Source organism: Mycobacterium sp. NGS18 (genome assembly GCF_059813185.1).
In genome coordinates, this window is the sequence record NZ_JCALEC010000003.1 from 238,515 (window position 1) to 256,316 (window position 17,802).

Here is a 17,802-nt window from a genome sequence, read left to right on the forward strand (position 1 = left end):
TTCACCCCAGCATTCTGTTAGCGATCTGCTGCTGCCGCTGCGCGATACGCGCACGCCAAGCCTCTTGCGTGATCTTGTTGTCGTTGTAATAGGGCAGTGCCGACGCCACCTTGTCGGCGTCGACGAGTTCGACGGTCGGGCCGTCGGCCTCGGTCAGCTGTCGAGACACCCGCTGCCAGCGGAACTGCAGGAAGCCGCGGCGATGCCCCAGGGTTTCGACCCAGTTGGTGACGCCGGGGTCGGTGTCGGAGACCACGATGCGGATCTTCCCATCCGGATCGGCTTGTGCCTGAGTGCCATTCAGCGACGTCTGGTGGTTGATGTAGTCCAGCGAGATGTACCACAGGCTGCCCAGCTGGAACCCCAGGTAGGGCGCATCGGTCACCGGCAGCGTGATCACCAGTGCCTCGCCGGGCTGCAACTCGTAATGCCCGGCCGACGAGTACTGCGTGGCCAGGCCACCCGGGGTGAGCCGCGGTGCCACCATCGTGTTGACCGGCAGGTTCAGATAGAACCACTGCGGGAAGGCCAGCCAGGTCTTGATGCGGTTGATCAGTTGCTTTCCCGCTGCCGCATAACGCTTCTCGACGAGCTGACGGGTCAGGGGCGGCGGAGCGGTGCCTTCGGTGTCGGTCCGGGCGATCGAGAGCGTGCCGCGCTGGGCGGCCCAGTCGTTGTAGACCTCGCGGATCACCAGTTGCGCCGGCGTCTTCGGCTGGAAGCGCCAGGTGAAGGTGCCGTCGGCGGCGACATCGAGTTCGCGATCATCGAAGGCGGCCTCACTGGCCGGGACGTTGTCGTCGGTGTACTCGCCGCCGAGCAGCTGGAAGCTCAGGTCGGTCGTGGTCCCGCGCCGGCCGGTGACCACATAGTCGTTGCCGGGGCGCACGACGGTGCCGAAGTACAGCGTGTCGGGGTTGTCCAGGCCCATCTTGGTGAACGGCCCAGTGCCCGACAGCAAGAACGGGTGGTCGCGCTCGGTGTTGAAGGCGGCGTGCACACACGCCTCCACCCCGCCGGCCAGGTATTGCAGGCCCTCGAGCAGGTCGGCCTCGGTCTCGATGTGCGGGGCCGCAGCAACCAGCTTCTCCGCCTCGGCGATCGCGGCCGAAAGTGGCTCGGAATACATCGCGCCAGCACCTCACTCATCGTTCAGTCGGTCCATTATTGAACCGAATCGGTAGATATCTTGAACCGACTTTAGACTGTCGCGGTACCATGCGGCAATGCCGGAACCCCTGCAATCCGCGCGGTCGTCGCCTCCGGCCGACCGGGTGGTGACCATCCTGGACTTTCTGGCCCGCCACCCCGACCAGCGCTTCGGCCTGTCCGAGCTGGCTCGCCGGACCGGCGTGTCCAAGTCGACCTGCCTGGGAATCGCCACCTCGCTGACCGATGCGGGCTACCTGTTGCGCGACGATCCGGACAAGACCTACCGGCTCGGGCCCGGGCTGATTTCGCTCGGGCGGGCCGCTCAGCAATCGCTGCGAGTCGGCCTCGAAGCCCGCGAGCAACTCCTGCGCCTTTCCGAGGACTTCGCCACCTCCGCTGCGCTGAGCGCGGTGGTCGACGACCGGATCACGGTGCTGGAGCTGGTGGCGGCGCCCAACGCGCACCTGGGCGTGCAGGCCGGCCAGAGCTATCCGTTTGCCCCGCCGGTCGGGCTGATGTTCGTGCTCTGGGACGACCACGCCCTGCAGGACTGGCTGGCCCGGCAGCCCACCATCCCGCTGCGCTCCGAGAGCGAGCGCCTGCAACGCGTGGTCGCCGAATGCCGGGCGGACGGCTACCTGGTCGAGCGGCTGACCCCGGGCGGGCAACGCCTCTACTCCCTGATGGCAGGCCTGTCCAGCGACCTGCCGGACGAATTGCGTGCCCTGCTCGGCGAATTGGTCTCCGATATCGGCGAACGGGTGTATCTGCGTGGCGAAGCCGGCGCCCGGGGCCGCCACGACATCAGCGTCATCTCGGCGCCGGTCTACGACGATCACCAACGCCAGGCGATGGTCGTGTCGCTGCATGCTCAGCGGGCGCTCACCGACACCGAGATCACCCGGTGGGCCCGCGGCCTGCTGCGCGCCGCCGACGCGCTTACCGCGCAACTCGGCGGCACCAAGCCGAAACCGCTGTTAGGTTCGGCGCCATGACTGCGTCCGTCTTGTCCGTTGCCGACCAGCTGGAGCTGTCCGGACTCGTGCACCGCTACGCCGGATACGTCGACGCCCGCCGCTTCGACGATCTGGGCGAATTGTTCACCGCCAACGCAGAACTGATCCTGCCGAAGCCGCCGGAACACCTGGAGCCGTGCGTGCGCCACAACGGACCCGCCGGGGTGCTCGACGCGATGTCCGCGTTGGCCGGAGTCACCCGGACCCAGCACGGCATCCTCGGCGAGTTCTACACCGGTGGCGCCCCGGGCGATGTCGCGAGCGGATCCATCACCGGGGTAGCGCATCACTGGGTCGACAGCGGCGGGCAGATCACCGATCATGTCTGGTACCTGCGCTACAGCGATGTCTACCGCCGCGGTGGGCAGGGCTGGCGGATCGCGGTGCGCACGCTGTCGATCGACGCTATCGAAACCCGGCCGGCCCGGCAGGTGCGATCATGAGCACGCCCCAGATCTCGCTGCAGCTCAAGACTTTCACCGACGATCCCGGCCACGACTGGCACAGCACCCTGGCGCTGGGCGCCGCGATGGATGCCGCCGGGGTGGATCGCGTCGTCGTCTCCGACCATGTGGTGTTCGGTGAGAACCCGGAGGCCTACGCCGATCCCCGGCTCGGCGGGATGGCCGGCGGTCGCCAACCGACCGGACCCGACGGCCAATGGCTGGACCCGCTGATCGTGCTGACCGCACTGGCGGCCACCACCACCCGCATCCGGCTCGGCACCGCGATCCTGCTGGCGGCGCTGCGTCGCCCGGCGGTGCTGGCCAAGCAGTTGGCTACCCTGGATGTGCTGTCGGGCGGACGACTCGACCTCGGTGTGGGCGTCGGCTGGCAGCGTGAGGAGTACGAAGCCGCGGGACTGCCGTTCGAGCGCCGCGGCCGACTGCTGGATCACACCCTGGAGGTGTGCCAGACACTCTGGACCGAGCAGCGCAGCAGCTACCACTCACCGGAGCTGTCCTTCGAGAACATCCATCAGATGCCCAAACCGAGTCGGGCAGAAGGTGTTCCGATCTGGGTCAGCGGCACCGTCAACGACGCCGTGGCACGCCGGCTGACCCGGTTCGGCACCGGTTGGATTCCGTGGGGACCGGCGATCCAGGACCCGGCCGGCGCCATCACCGAGATGAAGGACCGCATCGCCGGCCACGGTGGCGACCCGACCGGCTTGCAGGTGCTGGGACACGCGAAGACCGTCAAGCGCGCAGACGGTTCCCTGGATGCCGCGACCACCGTGGCCTCGGCGCCGGCGTTGGTGGCCGCCGGCGTCACCGATGTGCGGGTCACCTGCTCACTGCCGCGCGACGCCAACCGGGCCACCGAGGTGCTGAGCGAACTCGTCGAGGCGTTCCGCGCCGCAACCTAGGAGCATTGATGGAAAAGGTCATAATCGTTGCCCGGACAGCCGATTTCAGCGAGGAATGGTGCCGCAAACTGCGCGGGCCGGTCGCCGCGGAACTGCTGGATCTGGGGCTTCCGGGGCTGGCGGTCAACGTGCGTGACGAGCCGGTGCGCGACGCCATGATGACCCTGACGACACTGGATCCGCCGGCCGCCGCGGTCATCAGCCTGTGGACCGAGCAGTATTACGGCACCCAGGCCCGGGCCGCCATCGCGCTGATCGAGGCCGAATCCGACTCGGCGCCAGCGTATCTGGTGACCGAATCGACACCCATGGCACCACCGGACCCCGGTGACGGCACGCGCACTCCGGGATTGGCCAACGTGGCCCTGCTGCGCCGGCCCGCCGAGTTGGACCACGCCACCTGGCTGCACCGCTGGCACATCGACCACACCCAGGTGGCGATCGACACCCAGGCGACCTTCGGCTACACCCAGAACGTCGTGGTCCGCGCGCTCACCGAGCATGCGCCGGCGATCGACGGCATCGTGGAGGAACTGTTCCCCGACGAAGCGGTGTCGGATCCGTACGCGTTCTACGGCGCGGCCGACGAGGCCGATCTCACCGACCGGGTGGGGCGGATGATCGCCAGCGTCAGCGCGTTCGGCGCGCACCAGAACATCGACACGGTGCCCACCAGCCGCTATCTGTTGCGGTCACCGTTCACACGCACTGCTGCGACAACCTGATCAACGCCTCGCGCACGTGCGGGTGCCGTTCCAGGTACGACAGCGTTGGATTCGGCGCGCCGGGGTCTTCCTGCCGTCCCTTCGCGTCCAGCTCGGCCCGAACGTCCGGGTGCCGGTTCAAATACGCGTCGATCGAGTTGCCGAACGTCTGCTCGCACTGTTGCGGTGCGGCGTTCGCTGCCGGGGCCAGGGCCAGCGCCGCACCCACCAGGGCCGCGGCGGTGGCTCGAATGATTGCGTTCATCACTCGACGGTACCCGCGTTGTCAGTTCCCGCTGGCCAGCGCGAACGGCAGCACCTGCGGGGCACCGGCGGCGCGCAGCACCCGCGCCGCCATCGTCAGCGTCCACCCGGTGTCGGCGACGTCGTCGACCAGCAGCACCGGGCCGATACCCGCCGGCAGTTCGGCGGGCGGCTGCCAACAGCCGTGCAGGGCCGCGACCCGGTAGGCCGAGTTCGCTGCGGTGCTCGCCCGCCGCCCCGGTGCATAACGCAACGTGTCCAAGCGGGTCAGTCGGCCCAGCTCGGCCAGCCGGTCCACCAGCGACTCGATCAGCTTCGGATGGGTGGCCGAATCCAGCCCCAGCACCGCGGCCGGCCTGCTCTGCCAGTCCCAGCCCGCCAGCACCGCGACCGCCGCGCGAACCACCTCCTCGGGGACCTCCTGATCCGGCCCGTCGAGCAGCCGCCGCAGCCGGGCACCCCAGCCCAGGTCGGTGAGCCGGCCGATCACCCGGCCCGGCTCCGGCCCGTCGGTGATCCGGCCGGACAGGTCGATCCCGAGTTTCGCCAGCCCGGACGGCCACTGGCGGCGCGGGGTCAGCTCCACTCCGGGACGCATCAGCCGCTCCCGGGTGGCCGCGGCGGCGGCCGCATCCACGTCGGCGTCAAACCGCGGCCCGGCGCAGTTGTCGCACCGCCCGCAGCGTTCCCCGGCGCGCAGTTGCGGGTCGTTGAGCTGGACGCGCAGGAACGCCATCCGGCATTCGGCGGTGCTCTGATAATCGAGCATCGCCTGCTGTTCGGCCCGGCGCAGCTCGGCGAGGTTGCGGTAACGCTGCTCGTCGTAGGTCCACGGCTCCCCGGTACCCAGCCAGCCGCCCTTGACCCGGCGCACCGCGCCGTCGACGTCGAGGACCTTGAGCACCATCTCCAGTCGCGACCGATTCAAGTCGACCAGCGGTTCCAGCGCGGGTGTCGACAGCGGCCGTTCGGCCGAGAGCTCGCCGATCACCTTGCGCACCAACGCTTCCGGCGGGAACGCCAGGGACGCGAAGTAACGCCAGATGTCCTGATCTTCCGGGCCGGGCAGCAGGATGACTTCCGCGCTGGCCGTGGAGCGCCCCGCCCGTCCCACCTGCTGGTAGTAGGCGATCGGCGAGGATGGCGCACCCAGGTGGATGACGAACCCGAGGTCCGGCTTGTCGAAGCCCATCCCCAGCGCCGAGGTGGCGATCAGCGCTTTGACCCGGTTGGCCAGCAGATCCGCCTCCAGTTGTTCCCGGTCGGCCGCTTCGGTGGAACCGGTGTAGGCCGCGACCGCGAACCCCTGCGCACGCAGATCGGCGGCGACATCGTGGGCCTGGGCCACGGTGAGCGTGTACACGATCCCGGACCCCGGCAGTGCTTCCAGGTGCGCACCGATCCAGGCGGCCCGCTGCGCCGGACCACCGGCGTGCACCACCGACAGCCGCAGCGACTCGCGATCCAGGCCGCCGCGCAGCACCAGCGTGTCGCCACCACCCACCCCGAGTTGGCCGGCGACATCGTCGACCACCCGATCATTGGCGGTCGCCGTGGTCGCCAGCACCGGGATGCCGGCGCCCAGCTCGGCGATCAGCGTGCGGATGCGCCGGTAGTCCGGCCGGAAATCGTGGCCCCAATCCGAGACGCAGTGCGCCTCGTCGACCACCACCAGCCCGGCCCGGGCCGCCAGCGCCGGCAGCACCTCATCGCGAAAATCCGGGTTGTTGAGCCGCTCCGGGCTCACCAGCAGCACGTCGAGATCACCGGCGACCACCCTGGCCTGCACCTCGGCCCACTCGGTCACGTTGGAGGAGTTGATGGTGGCCGCATGCACCCCGGCCCGTTCCGCGGCGGCGACCTGGTTGCGCATCAACGCCAACAGCGGCGACACGATGACCGTCGGCCCCTCGCCACACCGGCGCAGCAGCTTCGCGGCGATGAAGTACACCGCCGATTTGCCCCAGCCGGTGCGCTGCACCACCAGGGCGCGGCGACGCCTGACCACCAGCGCGTCGATCGCTGCCCATTGGTCGTCGCGCAGGCGCGCATCGGGGCCGGCCAGCTGCTCCAGGATCGCCTGGGCGTCGTCGCGCGTCGGGGTGGTCGAGGAAGACACAAGCCTCATCGTGCCCGAGGGCTCCGACAGCTACTCGGCGGCAGCCCGCTCCCGCTGGATTTCCAGGGCGATGTCGATGAGTTGGTCTTCCTGGCCGCCGATCAGCTTGCGCTGGCCGGCCCGGTGCAGCAGCTCATGGGCGGGCACGCCGTAGCGCTCACCCTGGCGCACCGCGTGCTTGAGGAAGCTGGAGTACACCCCCGAGTAGCCCATGATCAGCGCGTTGCGGTCCAGCACGCACTCAGCCGGCATCGCCGGGCGCACCACCTCCTCGGCGGCATCAGCGATGTCGAAGAAGTCGATACCGGTCTTGATCCCGACCTTGTCGAACACCCCGATCAACGCCTCCACCGGGGCATTGCCCGCCCCCGCGCCGAACCGGCGCACCGAGCCGTCGATCTGCTTGGCACCAGCGCGCACCGCCTCCAAAGAGTTGGCCACCCCCAGCCCGAGGTTCTCATGGCCATGAAAACCCACCTGCGCGTCATCACCGAGCTCGGCGACCAGCGCCTGGACCCGATCACGCACCCCTTCGAGCACCAGCGCACCGGCCGAATCCACCACATACACACACTGGCAGCCCGCATCGGCCATGATGCGGGCCTGGGCGGCCAGCTTCTCCGGGGACACGGTGTGAGCCATCATCAAAAACCCGACGGTCTCCAAGCCGAGTTCGCGAGCCAGCCCGAAGTGCTGGATCGACACGTCGGCCTCGGTGCAGTGCGTAGCGATCCGGCAGATCACACCGCCATTGCCCTGCGCGGTCTTCATGTCTTCCTTGGTGGCCACCCCGGGCAGCATCAAAAACGCGATCTTGGCGTCCTTGGCGGTCTGCGCCGCCAGGGCGATCAACTCCTGATCGGGAGTCTTGGAAAATCCGTAGTTGAAACTGGATCCGCCCAGCCCGTCGCCATGGGTCACCTCGATCACAGGCACGCCGGCAGCATCGATCGCCGCCACGATCGCGGCGACCTCCTCAGGCGTGAACTGGTGGCGCTTGTGATGGCTGCCATCACGCAGGCTGGTGTCGGTGATCCGAACGTCGAAAATGTGATCAGACATAGCAGCTACACCCCTTGAGCCTTGGCGGTGGCCATCTCGCGGGCGATCTCCTCGCCCACCTTGGTGGCGGCCGCGGTCATGATGTCCAGGTTGCCCGCATACGGGGGCAGGTAATCGCCGGCGCCCTCGACCTCGACGAACGTCGTGACCACCGCACGCCCACCCGAGTTCAGCGACGGCTCGTCGAACTGCGGCTCGTTGAGCAACCGGTAACCCGGCACATAGGTCTGCACCTGCTCGACAACGCTGAGGATCGACTTGGTGATCGCATCCCGGTCGATGTCCTCGGGGATCTGGCAGAAGATGGTGTCGCGCATGATCATCGGCGGATCCGCCGGATTCAGGATGATGATCGCCTTGCCCTTTTGCGCCCCACCGATCGTCTCCACCCCACGCGAGGTGGTCTTAGTGAACTCATCGATATTGGCCCGGGTGCCCGGCCCCGCCGACACGCTCGCGACGCTGGCCACGATCTCCGCGTAGGGCACGGTGCCGCCCTGCTCGGCCACCGCACGCGTCACCGCGTACACGATCGGGATGGTGGCCTGCCCACCACAGGTGATCATGTTGACGTTCGGAGCGTCCACATGGGCGTGCAGATTCGCCGGCGGGATCACTGCCGGACCCACCGCAGCCGGAGTCAAATCGATCGCCCGGATCCCAGCCGCCTCATACTTAGGCGCGTACGCCTTGTGCACATAAGCGCTGGTAGCCTCAAAAACGAAGTCCGGCAACTCATCCTGGGCCAGCAGCCAATCCGCCCCCTCGGCCGAGGTCTCCAGTCCGAGCTTGCGGGCTCGGGCCAGGCCCTCAGACTCAGGATCGATGCCGATCATCCAGCGCGGCTCCAACCACTCCGAGCGCAACAATTTGTACAACAAGTCGGTGCTGATGTTGCCCGACCCGACGATCGCGACTGACGCTTTGTCGGCCATGAGCGCTCCTCTATTCGAAAACCAGCCGGACCGAACCCAGTCCGGAGAAATCGGCGACACAGTCGTCGCCGGCGTGCACGTCGATGGCCCGGGTGGCGGTGCCGGGCAACACGATGTCGCCGGCCTGCAGCCGCACCCCGAAACTCTCCACCTTGCGGGCCAACCACGCCACCGCGGTGACCGGATTACCCAGCACCGCGTCACTGCGGCCCTCGGCGACCACCTCGCCGTTCTTGGTCAACGAGGCGTCGATCCGCTTGATATCGATGTCGCCCGGCTTGACCCGCTGTTTGCCGAGGACGAACCCGGCCGAGGAGGCGTTGTCGGCGATGGTGTCGCAGAGCTTGATCTTCCAGTCGGTGATCCGGCTGTCGATCAACTCAATCGCCGGGGCGAACGCCTCGGTGGCGGCGAGCACGTGCTCCTCGGTGCAGTCCGCGCCCGGCAGGTCCTCGGCGAGGATGAACGCCACCTCGACCTCGACCCGCGGGTACAGGTAGTTCGCCGCTTTGATCGGTTTGTCCTCGAACACCTGCATCTCGTTGAGCATGTGCCCGTAGTCCGGCTCGTCGACGCCCATCATCTGCTGCATCGCCTCGCTGGACAGGCCGACCTTGTGGCCGACCACCCGGGCGCCCTCGGCGATCCGCTGGCGAATGTTGATCAGCTGGATCTCGTAGGCGTCGACGACGTCGATGTCGGGATGCGCCGCCGTCAGAGGGGAGATCGGTACGCGGCTGCGCTCCGCTTGCGCCAATTCGGCGGCGAGTTCGTCGCGGATCTGGGCGCTGAGCATCTTTGAAGAGTCCCCTCGGGTGTTGGGATGCGGGTAAAACCGAGCCGCTGACCGAATTCTATAACGTGTTCTAACTTTCAGCTCGGGCGGTCTCGGGCGGTCCGGTGGCGACGGAGGGCCGGCGGCATGGTCGCCGCCGGCCCCCCACCGAAGCGTGAACTAGGACTTGCCGGTGTAGTCGACCTGCCAGTGCTTGATCCCGTTGAGCCAGCCCGAGCGTAGCCGCTGGGGGCTTTCCAGCGGCTTGAGGTCGGGGATGTGGTCGGCGATGGCGTTGAAGATCAGACCGATCGTCATCCGGGCCAGGTGGGTGCCGATGCAGTAGTGCGCACCGGTGCCGCCGAAGCCGACGTGCGGGTTGGGGTCACGCAGGATGTTGAACTGCTGCGGGTTGTCGAACACCTCGGGGTCGAAGTTGGCAGCGCGGTAGAACATCACCACCCGCTGGCCCTCCTTGATCAAGGTGCCATTGAGCTCGTGGTCCCGAGTGGCGGTGCGCTGGAACGACGTCACCGGGGTGGCCCAGCGCACGACCTCGTCGGCGGTGGTCTCCGGGCGCTCCTTTTTGAACAGCTCCCACTGGTCGGGGTTCTCGGTGAAGGCCATCATGCCCTGGGTGATGGAGTTACGGGTGGTCTCGCTGCCCGCCACCGCCAGCAGGATGATGAAGTAGCCCAGCTCGTCGTCGTTGAGCTTCTCGCCGTCGATGTCGGCCTCGATCAGCGTGGTGACGATGTCCTTGCCCGGGTTCTGGCGCTTCATCTCGGCCAGCTGCAGGCCGTAGGTGATGATCTCCAGCGCCGACGCCGCCGGGTCGTAGTGAGCGTATTCCGGGTCGTCGTACGAGGTCATCTGGTTGGTCCACTCGAACAACTTGCCGCGGTCCTCCTGCGGCACCCCCATCAGACCGGCGATCGCCTGCAGCGGCAGCTCGGAGGCCACCTCCACCACGAAGTCACCGGATCCCTTGGCCAGCGCCTCTTTGGCGATGCCCTGCGCGCGCTGCTCCAGCTCCTCGTGCAGCGGCAGGATGTGACGCGGGGTGAAGCCGCGCGAGATGATCCGGCGCTGGCGGGTGTGCCGCGGCGCGTCCTGGTTGAGCATGATGATCCGCTGCGCCTCGATCGCGTCGCGGGTGATGTCGTCGTTGAACCGCGGGATGGCGGTGTTGATCTCACTGGAGAACACGTCGTCGAGGCGGGAGACCTCTTTGACGTCCTCGTGGCGGGTGATCGCCCAGTAGCCGCCGTCGTTGAAGCCGCCGACACCTTCCGGCTGCTCGATCCACTTGATCGGCTCGCTCGTGCGCAGCGCCGCCAGCTCCTCGTCCGGAATCCGCTCGGCGTAGATCTCCGGATCGGTCGGGTCGAAACCCGCGGGAACATTGAAGGCGGAAGGGACAGTGGGGCTGGCCACGGCGAAGACTCCTAACTCAGGGCATGTGCAGCACGATGCATGCTCGTGCCAGTAAAACATGCCTTCGCTGCAGAAGAAAGGCGAGAACGCGTCCGCGCGGGCCGCAAAATTGAAACGCGTTCTACCAGGTCCGCAACTCCGCCTGACCTGGTCGGTCCCGGCGCCCTACCCGCAGGGTAGGAAGTGGTCGTCCGGGCGAGCGGGGTAACCATACCGCCAGCCAACTGGCGCCCGGGTGGGGCAATTCTATAACGTGTTCTACATGGCTGAGCAGGAGTACGACGTCGTCGTGGTCGGAAGCGGTGGCGCCGGGATGGTCGCCGCCCTCACCGCCGCCCACCGGGGACTGTCCACCATCGTCATCGAGAAAGCCGCCCACTACGGCGGTTCGACCGCCCGCTCCGGCGGCGGCGTGTGGATCCCCAACAACGAGGTGCTCGCACGCGCGGGCGTCAAGGACACCCCCGAGGCCGCCCGCACCTATCTGCGCACGATCGTCGGTGACGTCGTTCCGGCCGAGAAGATCGACACCTACCTGCAGCGCGGGCCGGAGATGTTGTCGTTCGTGCTGAAGAACTCGCCGCTGAAGATGTGCTGGGTTCCCGGTTACGCCGACTACTACCCCGAGCAGCCGGGCGGCAAGCCCACCGGCCGCTCGATCGAGCCGAAGCCGTTCAACGCCAAAAAGCTCGGCGCGGATGCGGCCGGCCTGGAACCGGCCTACGGCAAGGTGCCGCTGAACGTCGTCGTCATGCAGCAGGACTACGTCCGGCTCAACCAGCTCAAGCGCCATCCGCGCGGCGTGCTGCGCAGCCTGAAGGTCGGCGCCCGCACCATGTGGGCCCAGGCCACCGGCAAGAACCTGGTCGGGATGGGCCGCGCGCTGATCGCTCCGTTGCGGATCGCCCTGCGCAATGCCGGCGTGCCGGTCGAGCTGAACACCGCACTGACCGACCTCTACGTCTCCGACGGCGTGGTCCGCGGCGTCTACGTCCGCGACAGCAATGCCTCGGAGGCCGTCGAGCCCCGGCTGATCCGGGCGCGGCGCGGGGTCATTCTGGCCAGCGGCGGATTCGAGCACAACGAGCAGATGCGGGTGAAGTACCAGCGCGCTCCGATCACCACCGAGTGGACGGTCGGCGCGAAGGCCAACACCGGCGAGGGCATCCTGGCCGGCGAAAAACTCGGTGCCGCACTGGACGTCATGGAGGACTCCTGGTGGGGCCCGACGGTGCCGCTGCCCGGAGCACCGTGGTTCGCGCTCTCGGAGCGCAACTCGCCCGGGTCGATCATCGTGAACATGGCCGGCAAGCGGTTCATGAACGAGTCGATGCCCTACGTGGAGGCCGTCCACCACATGTACGGCGGCGAATACGGGCAGGGCCCCGGCCCCGGCGAGAACATCCCGGCCTGGCTCGTGTTCGACCAGCGCTACCGCAACAACTTCATCTTTGCGGGTCTGCAGCCGGGCCAACGGATTCCGAAGAAGTGGCTGGAGTCCGGCGTGATCGTCTCGGCGGACACCCTGGAAGAACTGGCGACCAAGATGGGCGTGCCGGCAGCGGGGCTCAATGCGACCGTGGAGCGGTTCAACGAGTTCGCCCGCACCGGCGTCGACGAGGACTTCCACCGCGGTGAGAGCGCCTACGACCGCTACTACGGCGACCCGACCAATAAGCCGAACCCGAACCTGGGCCCGATCGCGCAGGGGCCGTTCTACGCGGCCAAGATGGTGCCCGGGGACCTGGGCACCAAGGGCGGGATCCGCACCGACGTGCGCGGTCGGGCGCTGCGCGACGACGACAGCGTCATCGAGGGCCTCTACGCCGCGGGCAATGTGAGCGCCCCGGTCATGGGCCACACCTACCCCGGGCCCGGCGGCACCATCGGACCCGCGATGACGTTCGGTTACCTGGCCGCTCTGGACATCGCCGACTCACCAGCCGAAAGGGCCTAGGACATGCCGATCGATCTCGATGTCGCACGGGGTGCGGAGTTCGGCCGGGTCGAGTTCTCCTGGACCGCAACCAATGTGCAGCTCTACAACCTGGCGCTGGGCGCCGGCTCGGATCCGATGGATCCGCGTGAGCTGAGCTACGTCGTCGACGGCACCCCGCAGGTGTTGCCGACGTTCGGCTGCGTCGCGGCGTCGTTCAACGATGTCGACCCGCCCAAGGTCAGCTGGCCCGGCGTCGAAATCGATCTGGCCAAGATCCTGCATGCCTCCGAGAAGGTGATCGTGCCCGCGCCGCTACCGCCGTCCGGCAGCGCGCAGGCCGTCAGCCGGATCGTCGACGTCTGGGACAAGGGCAAGGCCGCCGTCGTCGTGCTCGAGACCACCGTCACCAGTACCGACGGCACGCCGCTGTGGACGCAGCAGCGGTCCATCTTCGCGCGCGGCGAGGGCGGCTTCGGCGGTGAGCGCGGCCCGGCCTCGGCAACCGAACGTCCCGACCGCGCACCGGATTTCGAAGTCGACATCCCGGTGGCGCCGCAACAGGCGCTGCTCTACCGGCTCTGCGGAGACCGCAATCCGCTGCACTCGGACCCTGGATTCGCGGCGGCTGCTGGATTCCCGCGGCCGATCCTGCACGGGCTGTGCACCTACGGCATGACCTGCAAGGCGGCCGTGGACACGGCACTGGACGGCGATGCGGGCGCGGTGCGTTCGTTCGGCGCGCGGTTCGCCGGCGTGGTCTTCCCCGGCGAGACCCTGCGGGCTCACCTGTGGAAAGAGGACGGCCGGTTGCTGGGCAACGTGGTGGCGCCCTCGCGTGACAACGCCGCGGTGCTGAGCGACGTCGAGCTGGTTACGGCCTAGCGACGCCGGTCGGCGGCGTCCTTCGTCGCCCGGCCTTATTGAAAACGATTGTCATCTCCGCTAACGTCTGTCGGGACCACGTAACGCAACACGAAGAGGTTGCGTCGCGAACCGACAAGCGAGGACGACCCTGTGACGGCTGCGGTATGGATGGCGTCGCCACCGGAGGTGCACTCGGCAGCACTGACCAGCGGCCCCGGACCCGGACCGCTGTTGTCGGCGGCCGGCGCATGGGCATCACTGAGCCTGGAGTACACCGCGACCGCAGATGAGTTGCGCGCCTTGCTGGGGTCCACTCAGGCGGCGGCGTGGCAGGGGCCGAGTGCTGAACAGTATGTCGCCGCGCATGCCCCTTACCTGGGGTGGCTGTCGAAGGCCAGCGCCGACAGCGCCGCCCTGGCGGCGCAGCACGAAACGGTGGCCAGCGCCTATGTCAGCGCGCTGGCGGTCATGCCCACGATGCCGGAACTGGCCGCCAATCACGCCACGCACGGTGTCCTGGTCGCGACCAATTTCTTTGGCATCAACACGATTCCGATCGCACTCAATGAAGCCGACTACCTGCGGATGTGGATCCAGGCCGCGACCACGATGGCCAGCTACGAAGCGGTCTCCGGGGCGGCGCTGGCCTCGGCTCCACAGCCCACCGCGGCACCACCGATCGTGCTCCATGACGAGTCCGACCACGGCGATCATGACCACGACCACGACCACGACCACGACGGCATCCACGACGGCGAATTGGACCCGTCCGACCCGGAATGGTGGCAAGATTTCTTCGGCGAACTGGGCGAGTACGGCAACACCATCATCACGGACTTGCTGACCAATCCGGCGGCGCTGCTGAACGATCTCCCGTTGATAATGGCCGATCTGACCTTCCATGCCAGCCAAATCGCCTCGAGCCTGAGCCAGTTCGCTCCCGCGCTGCTGCAGCCGGCGCTGGGCCTGGTGCTCGCCAACCTGGGATGGGCGGCCGGCCTGGCCGGGCTGGCCGGAATTCAGCCGACCCCGGTCGCACCCGTCGCTGTGGATCCGATCTCGGAGACACCTCCGGCGTTGCCGGCTGCAGGTGCCTCGTCGAGCACCCCGTCGGTTCCCGCCTCGACCACGGCGACAGTGCCGTCGTCCGCGTCGGTGCCGACGACCAGCGCGGCTCCCGCCGCGCCACCGCCTTCGGTTCCCCCGGCCGGCGCAAGCCCGGGATTCTTCCCGCCCTATGTGATCGGGCCTACCGGTACGGCCGACCGGATCCGTGCCAAGGGCCGCGCCCAGGCCGTCAAGAAGGCGCCGAATCCGGATGACGCCAGTGCGGCGGCTGCCGCGGCCGCGCAAGGTCGGGACCGGGTCCGGACTCGCCGGCGCCGGCGTGCTCGCGATGAGGCGAACGAGTTCGCTGACCTGGTGGCCACCAGCGCCTCGGCCACCGGGGCCGGTGCCCTGGGTTTCGCCGGGGCACAGGCTAAGCCGGATAGGGCTGCGGCGGGGCTGACGACGTTGGCTGCTGAGAGCTTCGGCAGCGGCCCGACGGTTCCGCTGCTACCCGAAAGCTGGAGCGAGGCCGGCGACGAACGTCACGCTCGGCGGTAGGGTGCGCGAAGCTAGCCCAGGATCAGACCCGACGTCGGCACCCCGGTACCGGCGGTGACCAACACGTGCTCGACACCGTCGACCTGGTTGACCGAGGTGCCGCGTAGCTGGCGCACCCCTTCGGCGATGCCGTTCATCCCGTGGATGTAGGCCTCGCCGAGCTGCCCGCCGTGGGTGTTGATCGGCAGCCGGCCGCCCAGCTCGATCGCGCCACCGGCGATGAAGTCCTTGGCCTCGCCCTTACCGCAGAACCCCAACTCCTCCAACTGGATCAGCGTGTAAGGGGTGAAGTGGTCGTAGAGCACCGCGGTCTGAATGTCGGCCGGCGTCAGGCCCGATTGCGCCCACAGCTGCTTGCCCACCAGGCCCATCTCGGGCAGCCCGAGCTCGTCGCGGTAGTAGGAGTACATGGTGAACTGGTCGGCCCCGGCTGCCTGCGCGGCCGCCTCGATCACCGCCGGCCGATGCTTGAGGTCGCGGGCCCGCTCGGGCGTGGTGACGACGATCGCCACCCCGCCGTCGCTCTCCTGGCAGCAGTCCAGCAGCCGCAGCGGTTCGGCGATCCACCGCGAGTTCTGGTGATCCTCGATGGTGATCGGCTTGCCGTAGAAGAACGCCTTGGGGTTGGTCGCCGCGTGCTTGCGATCTGCCACCGACACCACACCGAAATCCGCACTGGTGGCACCGTATTCATGCATGTAACGCTGGGCGATCATCGCCACCGACGCGGCCGGGGTGCTCAGGCCGTGCGGGTATGACCAGCTGTACTCCACGCCGCGGGAATCGGCGTTGACCGTCAGCCCGGTCATCACCTGACCGAACCGGAACTCCGAGCGCTCATTGAAGGCCCGGTAGGCCACAACGACTTCGGCGATCCCGGTCGCCACCGCCATCGCCGCCTGCTGCACGGTCGCCGCGGCGGCGCCACCGCCGTAGCCGATCTGGGAGAAGAACTTCAGCTCGCCGATCCCGGTGGCACGTGCGACGGCGGTCTCCAGGTTGGAGTCCATGGTGAAGGTGACCAGACCGTCGACGTCGGACGGCGCCAAGCCCGCATCGTCGAGTGCGTCGAGCACCGCCTCGGCGGCCAGACGCAGTTCGCTGCGCCCGGATTCCTTGGAGAAGTCGGTCGCCCCGATGCCGGCGATGGCAGCCTTACCCGACAGCATTACACGTCCCCGATCGTCAATGTGGCGGTGGCGATCACGTGGTCGCCAAGACTGTTGTTACCAACGACTTTCACGGTTACCAGAGGTCCGTCCGCGGTGTTTTCCAACCCGGTCACCTCACCGCTGAAGGTGACGGTGTCGTAGGCGTACCACGGCACGCCCAGGCGCAGCCCGATCGAACGGATCACCGCATTGGATCCGGCCCAGTCGGTGAGGTAGCGCTGCACCAGGCCGGTATCGGTGAGAATGTTGACGAAGATGTCCTTGGATCCCTTGGCCTGCGCCTTGTCCCGGTCGTGGTGCACGTCCTGGTAGTCGCGGGTGGCGATCGCCGTGGAGACGATGAACGTCGGGTCGCCGTAGATCTTCAGCTCGGGCAGCTTGGTGCCCACTTCCACGGTCGGAGCGCTCATGCCCCGTCTCCTTCCACAGGCTCCCAGGCGTACAGGGTCCACGCCGGGCGGGCGTCGCTGGCAGGAAAGTCGAGAAACGTTGCGCGGACCGGCATCCCGATCTTCACCGCATCGGCATCAACGCCGCGCAGTTCACCGAGCATCCGCACGCCCTCCTCCAGCTCGACCAGCGCGATCACGAACGGCAAGCTGCGGCCGGGGACTTTGGGGGCATGGTGCACCACGTGGCTGAACACCGTTCCCTTGCCGCTGGAAACGACGTAGTCAGTGGTCTCCGTCTTGTCCTTCCAGACCGCGGGCACCGGCGGATGCTGCAGGCTGCCGTCAGGGCGGCGCTGAATGCGCAGCTCGTGGGCGGCCACCCCGTCCCAGAAGTACTTGGAGTCCCTCGACCAAGACGGGCGCATCATCTTGTCCGGGTCGAGATCCTCGGGCACCTCGACGGATTCGGCGCGATCTTTCGGCAAGAACTTGAGGATGCGCCAGTTCATATCGGCGACATTCTCTTCTCCGACCCACCAACGGATCTTCTGGGTGACGAAGTACCCCTCACCGAGGCCGGTCGACTTCGGGCCGACGATGTCGGTCACCTCGGCGGTGACACTGACCTCTTCGCCGGGCCGCAGGTAGCGGTGGTAGGTCTGCTCACAGTTGGTGGCCACCACCCCGACGTAGCCTGCGCCGTCGAACAATTCCATGACCTTGCCGAGCGGGTCGTCAGCGGGGCGCTCCCCACCCAGGCCCATCATCGTCCACACCTGGATCATCGCCGGCGGAGCGACGAGCCCCGGGTGACCGGCGGCGCGCGCGGCGGCGTCGTCGGTGTAGATCGGATTGGCGTCACCGATCGCATCGACCCAGTGCCGGATCATCGGCTGGTTCACCGGATCCCGGCCCGACCGCGGCTTGCTGCGGCCCGACGCCAGGATCTGCTCGATACCTGCTTGCAAATCGCTCATCTGTGTCCTCGACTCTT

The 17,802-nt window shown here is 67.8% G+C and carries 17 protein-coding genes; 7 read left to right on the forward strand and 10 right to left on the reverse strand.

From position 1 onward, the window contains the following. Position 1 precedes the first annotated feature (1 nt). The gene (locus AC5Y31_RS07580; protein WP_499979381.1) at positions 2–1,129 is read right to left on the reverse strand and encodes a hypothetical protein; all 1,128 of its coding nucleotides are present in this window, start codon (positions 1,127–1,129) and stop codon (positions 2–4) included. Between the two features lie 97 nt (positions 1,130–1,226). Between AC5Y31_RS07580 and AC5Y31_RS07585 the strand changes: the two genes are divergently transcribed. From AC5Y31_RS07585 to AC5Y31_RS07600, 4 genes are read left to right on the forward strand one after another with little or no spacing between them, the layout of a single operon-like run. Then, positions 1,227–2,147: an IclR family transcriptional regulator gene (locus AC5Y31_RS07585; protein WP_499979382.1), complete on the forward strand. Its 921-nt coding sequence runs from the start codon at positions 1,227–1,229 to the stop codon at positions 2,145–2,147. Next, on the forward strand, positions 2,144–2,611 hold the full coding sequence (locus tag AC5Y31_RS07590; protein WP_499979384.1) for a nuclear transport factor 2 family protein: 468 nt from the start codon (positions 2,144–2,146) through the stop codon (positions 2,609–2,611). The genes AC5Y31_RS07585 and AC5Y31_RS07590 overlap by 4 nt, the downstream gene beginning before the upstream one ends. After that, positions 2,608–3,537, forward strand: a complete 930-nt coding sequence (locus AC5Y31_RS07595; RefSeq protein WP_499979386.1) for a TIGR03619 family F420-dependent LLM class oxidoreductase — start codon at positions 2,608–2,610, stop codon at positions 3,535–3,537. The genes AC5Y31_RS07590 and AC5Y31_RS07595 overlap by 4 nt, the downstream gene beginning before the upstream one ends. A gap of 8 nt (positions 3,538–3,545) precedes the next feature. Further along, complete coding sequence (locus AC5Y31_RS07600) at positions 3,546–4,262, forward strand: EthD domain-containing protein (RefSeq protein ID WP_499979389.1); 717 nt, start codon at positions 3,546–3,548, stop codon at positions 4,260–4,262. Here AC5Y31_RS07600 and AC5Y31_RS07605 read toward each other — a convergent pair. From AC5Y31_RS07605 to AC5Y31_RS07630, 6 genes are all read right to left on the reverse strand, one after another. Then, on the reverse strand, positions 4,237–4,506 hold the full coding sequence (locus AC5Y31_RS07605; protein ID WP_499979391.1) for a hypothetical protein: 270 nt from the start codon (positions 4,504–4,506) through the stop codon (positions 4,237–4,239). The two genes, AC5Y31_RS07600 and AC5Y31_RS07605, sit on opposite strands and share 26 nt — an antisense overlap. A gap of 21 nt (positions 4,507–4,527) precedes the next feature. Continuing rightward, positions 4,528–6,624 carry a RecQ family ATP-dependent DNA helicase gene (locus AC5Y31_RS07610; protein ID WP_499979394.1) on the reverse strand — a complete coding sequence of 699 codons (2,097 nt, stop codon included), beginning with the start codon at positions 6,622–6,624 and terminating at the stop codon, positions 4,528–4,530. 30 nt (positions 6,625–6,654) lie between these two features. After that, positions 6,655–7,686 carry a 4-hydroxy-2-oxovalerate aldolase gene (dmpG, locus tag AC5Y31_RS07615; protein WP_065024230.1) on the reverse strand — a complete coding sequence of 344 codons (1,032 nt, stop codon included), beginning with the start codon at positions 7,684–7,686 and terminating at the stop codon, positions 6,655–6,657. A 5-nt stretch (positions 7,687–7,691) separates the two neighbouring features. Continuing rightward, positions 7,692–8,621 carry an acetaldehyde dehydrogenase (acetylating) gene (locus AC5Y31_RS07620; RefSeq protein WP_499979401.1) on the reverse strand — a complete coding sequence of 310 codons (930 nt, stop codon included), beginning with the start codon at positions 8,619–8,621 and terminating at the stop codon, positions 7,692–7,694. Positions 8,622–8,631: 10 nt separating this feature from the next. Next, positions 8,632–9,417, reverse strand: a complete 786-nt coding sequence (locus AC5Y31_RS07625; protein ID WP_499979405.1) for a 2-keto-4-pentenoate hydratase — start codon at positions 9,415–9,417, stop codon at positions 8,632–8,634. 159 nt (positions 9,418–9,576) lie between these two features. Then, on the reverse strand, positions 9,577–10,833 hold the full coding sequence (locus AC5Y31_RS07630; RefSeq protein ID WP_065024227.1) for a cytochrome P450: 1,257 nt from the start codon (positions 10,831–10,833) through the stop codon (positions 9,577–9,579). 262 nt (positions 10,834–11,095) lie between these two features. Between AC5Y31_RS07630 and kstD the strand changes: the two genes are divergently transcribed. From kstD to AC5Y31_RS07645, 3 genes are all read left to right on the forward strand, one after another. Further along, positions 11,096–12,790, forward strand: coding sequence for a 3-oxosteroid 1-dehydrogenase (gene kstD / locus AC5Y31_RS07635; RefSeq protein WP_064856254.1), 1,695 nt, complete (start codon positions 11,096–11,098; stop codon positions 12,788–12,790). A gap of 3 nt (positions 12,791–12,793) precedes the next feature. Next, positions 12,794–13,654, forward strand: coding sequence for an enoyl-CoA hydratase ChsH3 (gene chsH3, locus AC5Y31_RS07640; RefSeq protein WP_065024226.1), 861 nt, complete (start codon positions 12,794–12,796; stop codon positions 13,652–13,654). A gap of 150 nt (positions 13,655–13,804) precedes the next feature. After that, positions 13,805–15,244 (forward strand): PPE family protein, encoded by a 1,440-nt coding sequence (locus AC5Y31_RS07645; protein ID WP_065024225.1) that lies wholly within the window; start codon positions 13,805–13,807, stop codon positions 15,242–15,244. 11 nt (positions 15,245–15,255) lie between these two features. On the opposite strand, the gene ltp2 is transcribed toward AC5Y31_RS07645, so the two are convergent. Genes ltp2 through AC5Y31_RS07660 form a run of 3 tightly spaced genes read right to left on the reverse strand, consistent with a single transcriptional unit; the run spans position 15,256 to position 17,785 of the window. Further along, entirely contained in the window at positions 15,256–16,413 is a 1,158-nt protein-coding gene (gene ltp2, locus AC5Y31_RS07650) for a 17-hydroxy-3-oxo-4-pregnene-20-carboxyl-CoA lyase (RefSeq protein WP_065024224.1), read from the reverse strand. Further along, positions 16,413–16,826 carry a MaoC family dehydratase gene (locus tag AC5Y31_RS07655; RefSeq protein WP_065024223.1) on the reverse strand — a complete coding sequence of 138 codons (414 nt, stop codon included), beginning with the start codon at positions 16,824–16,826 and terminating at the stop codon, positions 16,413–16,415. The genes ltp2 and AC5Y31_RS07655 overlap by 1 nt, the downstream gene beginning before the upstream one ends. Next, complete coding sequence (locus AC5Y31_RS07660; RefSeq protein WP_499979410.1) at positions 16,823–17,785, reverse strand: bifunctional MaoC family dehydratase N-terminal/OB-fold nucleic acid binding domain-containing protein; 963 nt, start codon at positions 17,783–17,785, stop codon at positions 16,823–16,825. Before AC5Y31_RS07660 ends, AC5Y31_RS07655 begins: the two co-directional genes overlap by 4 nt. Positions 17,786–17,802 lie beyond the last annotated feature (17 nt).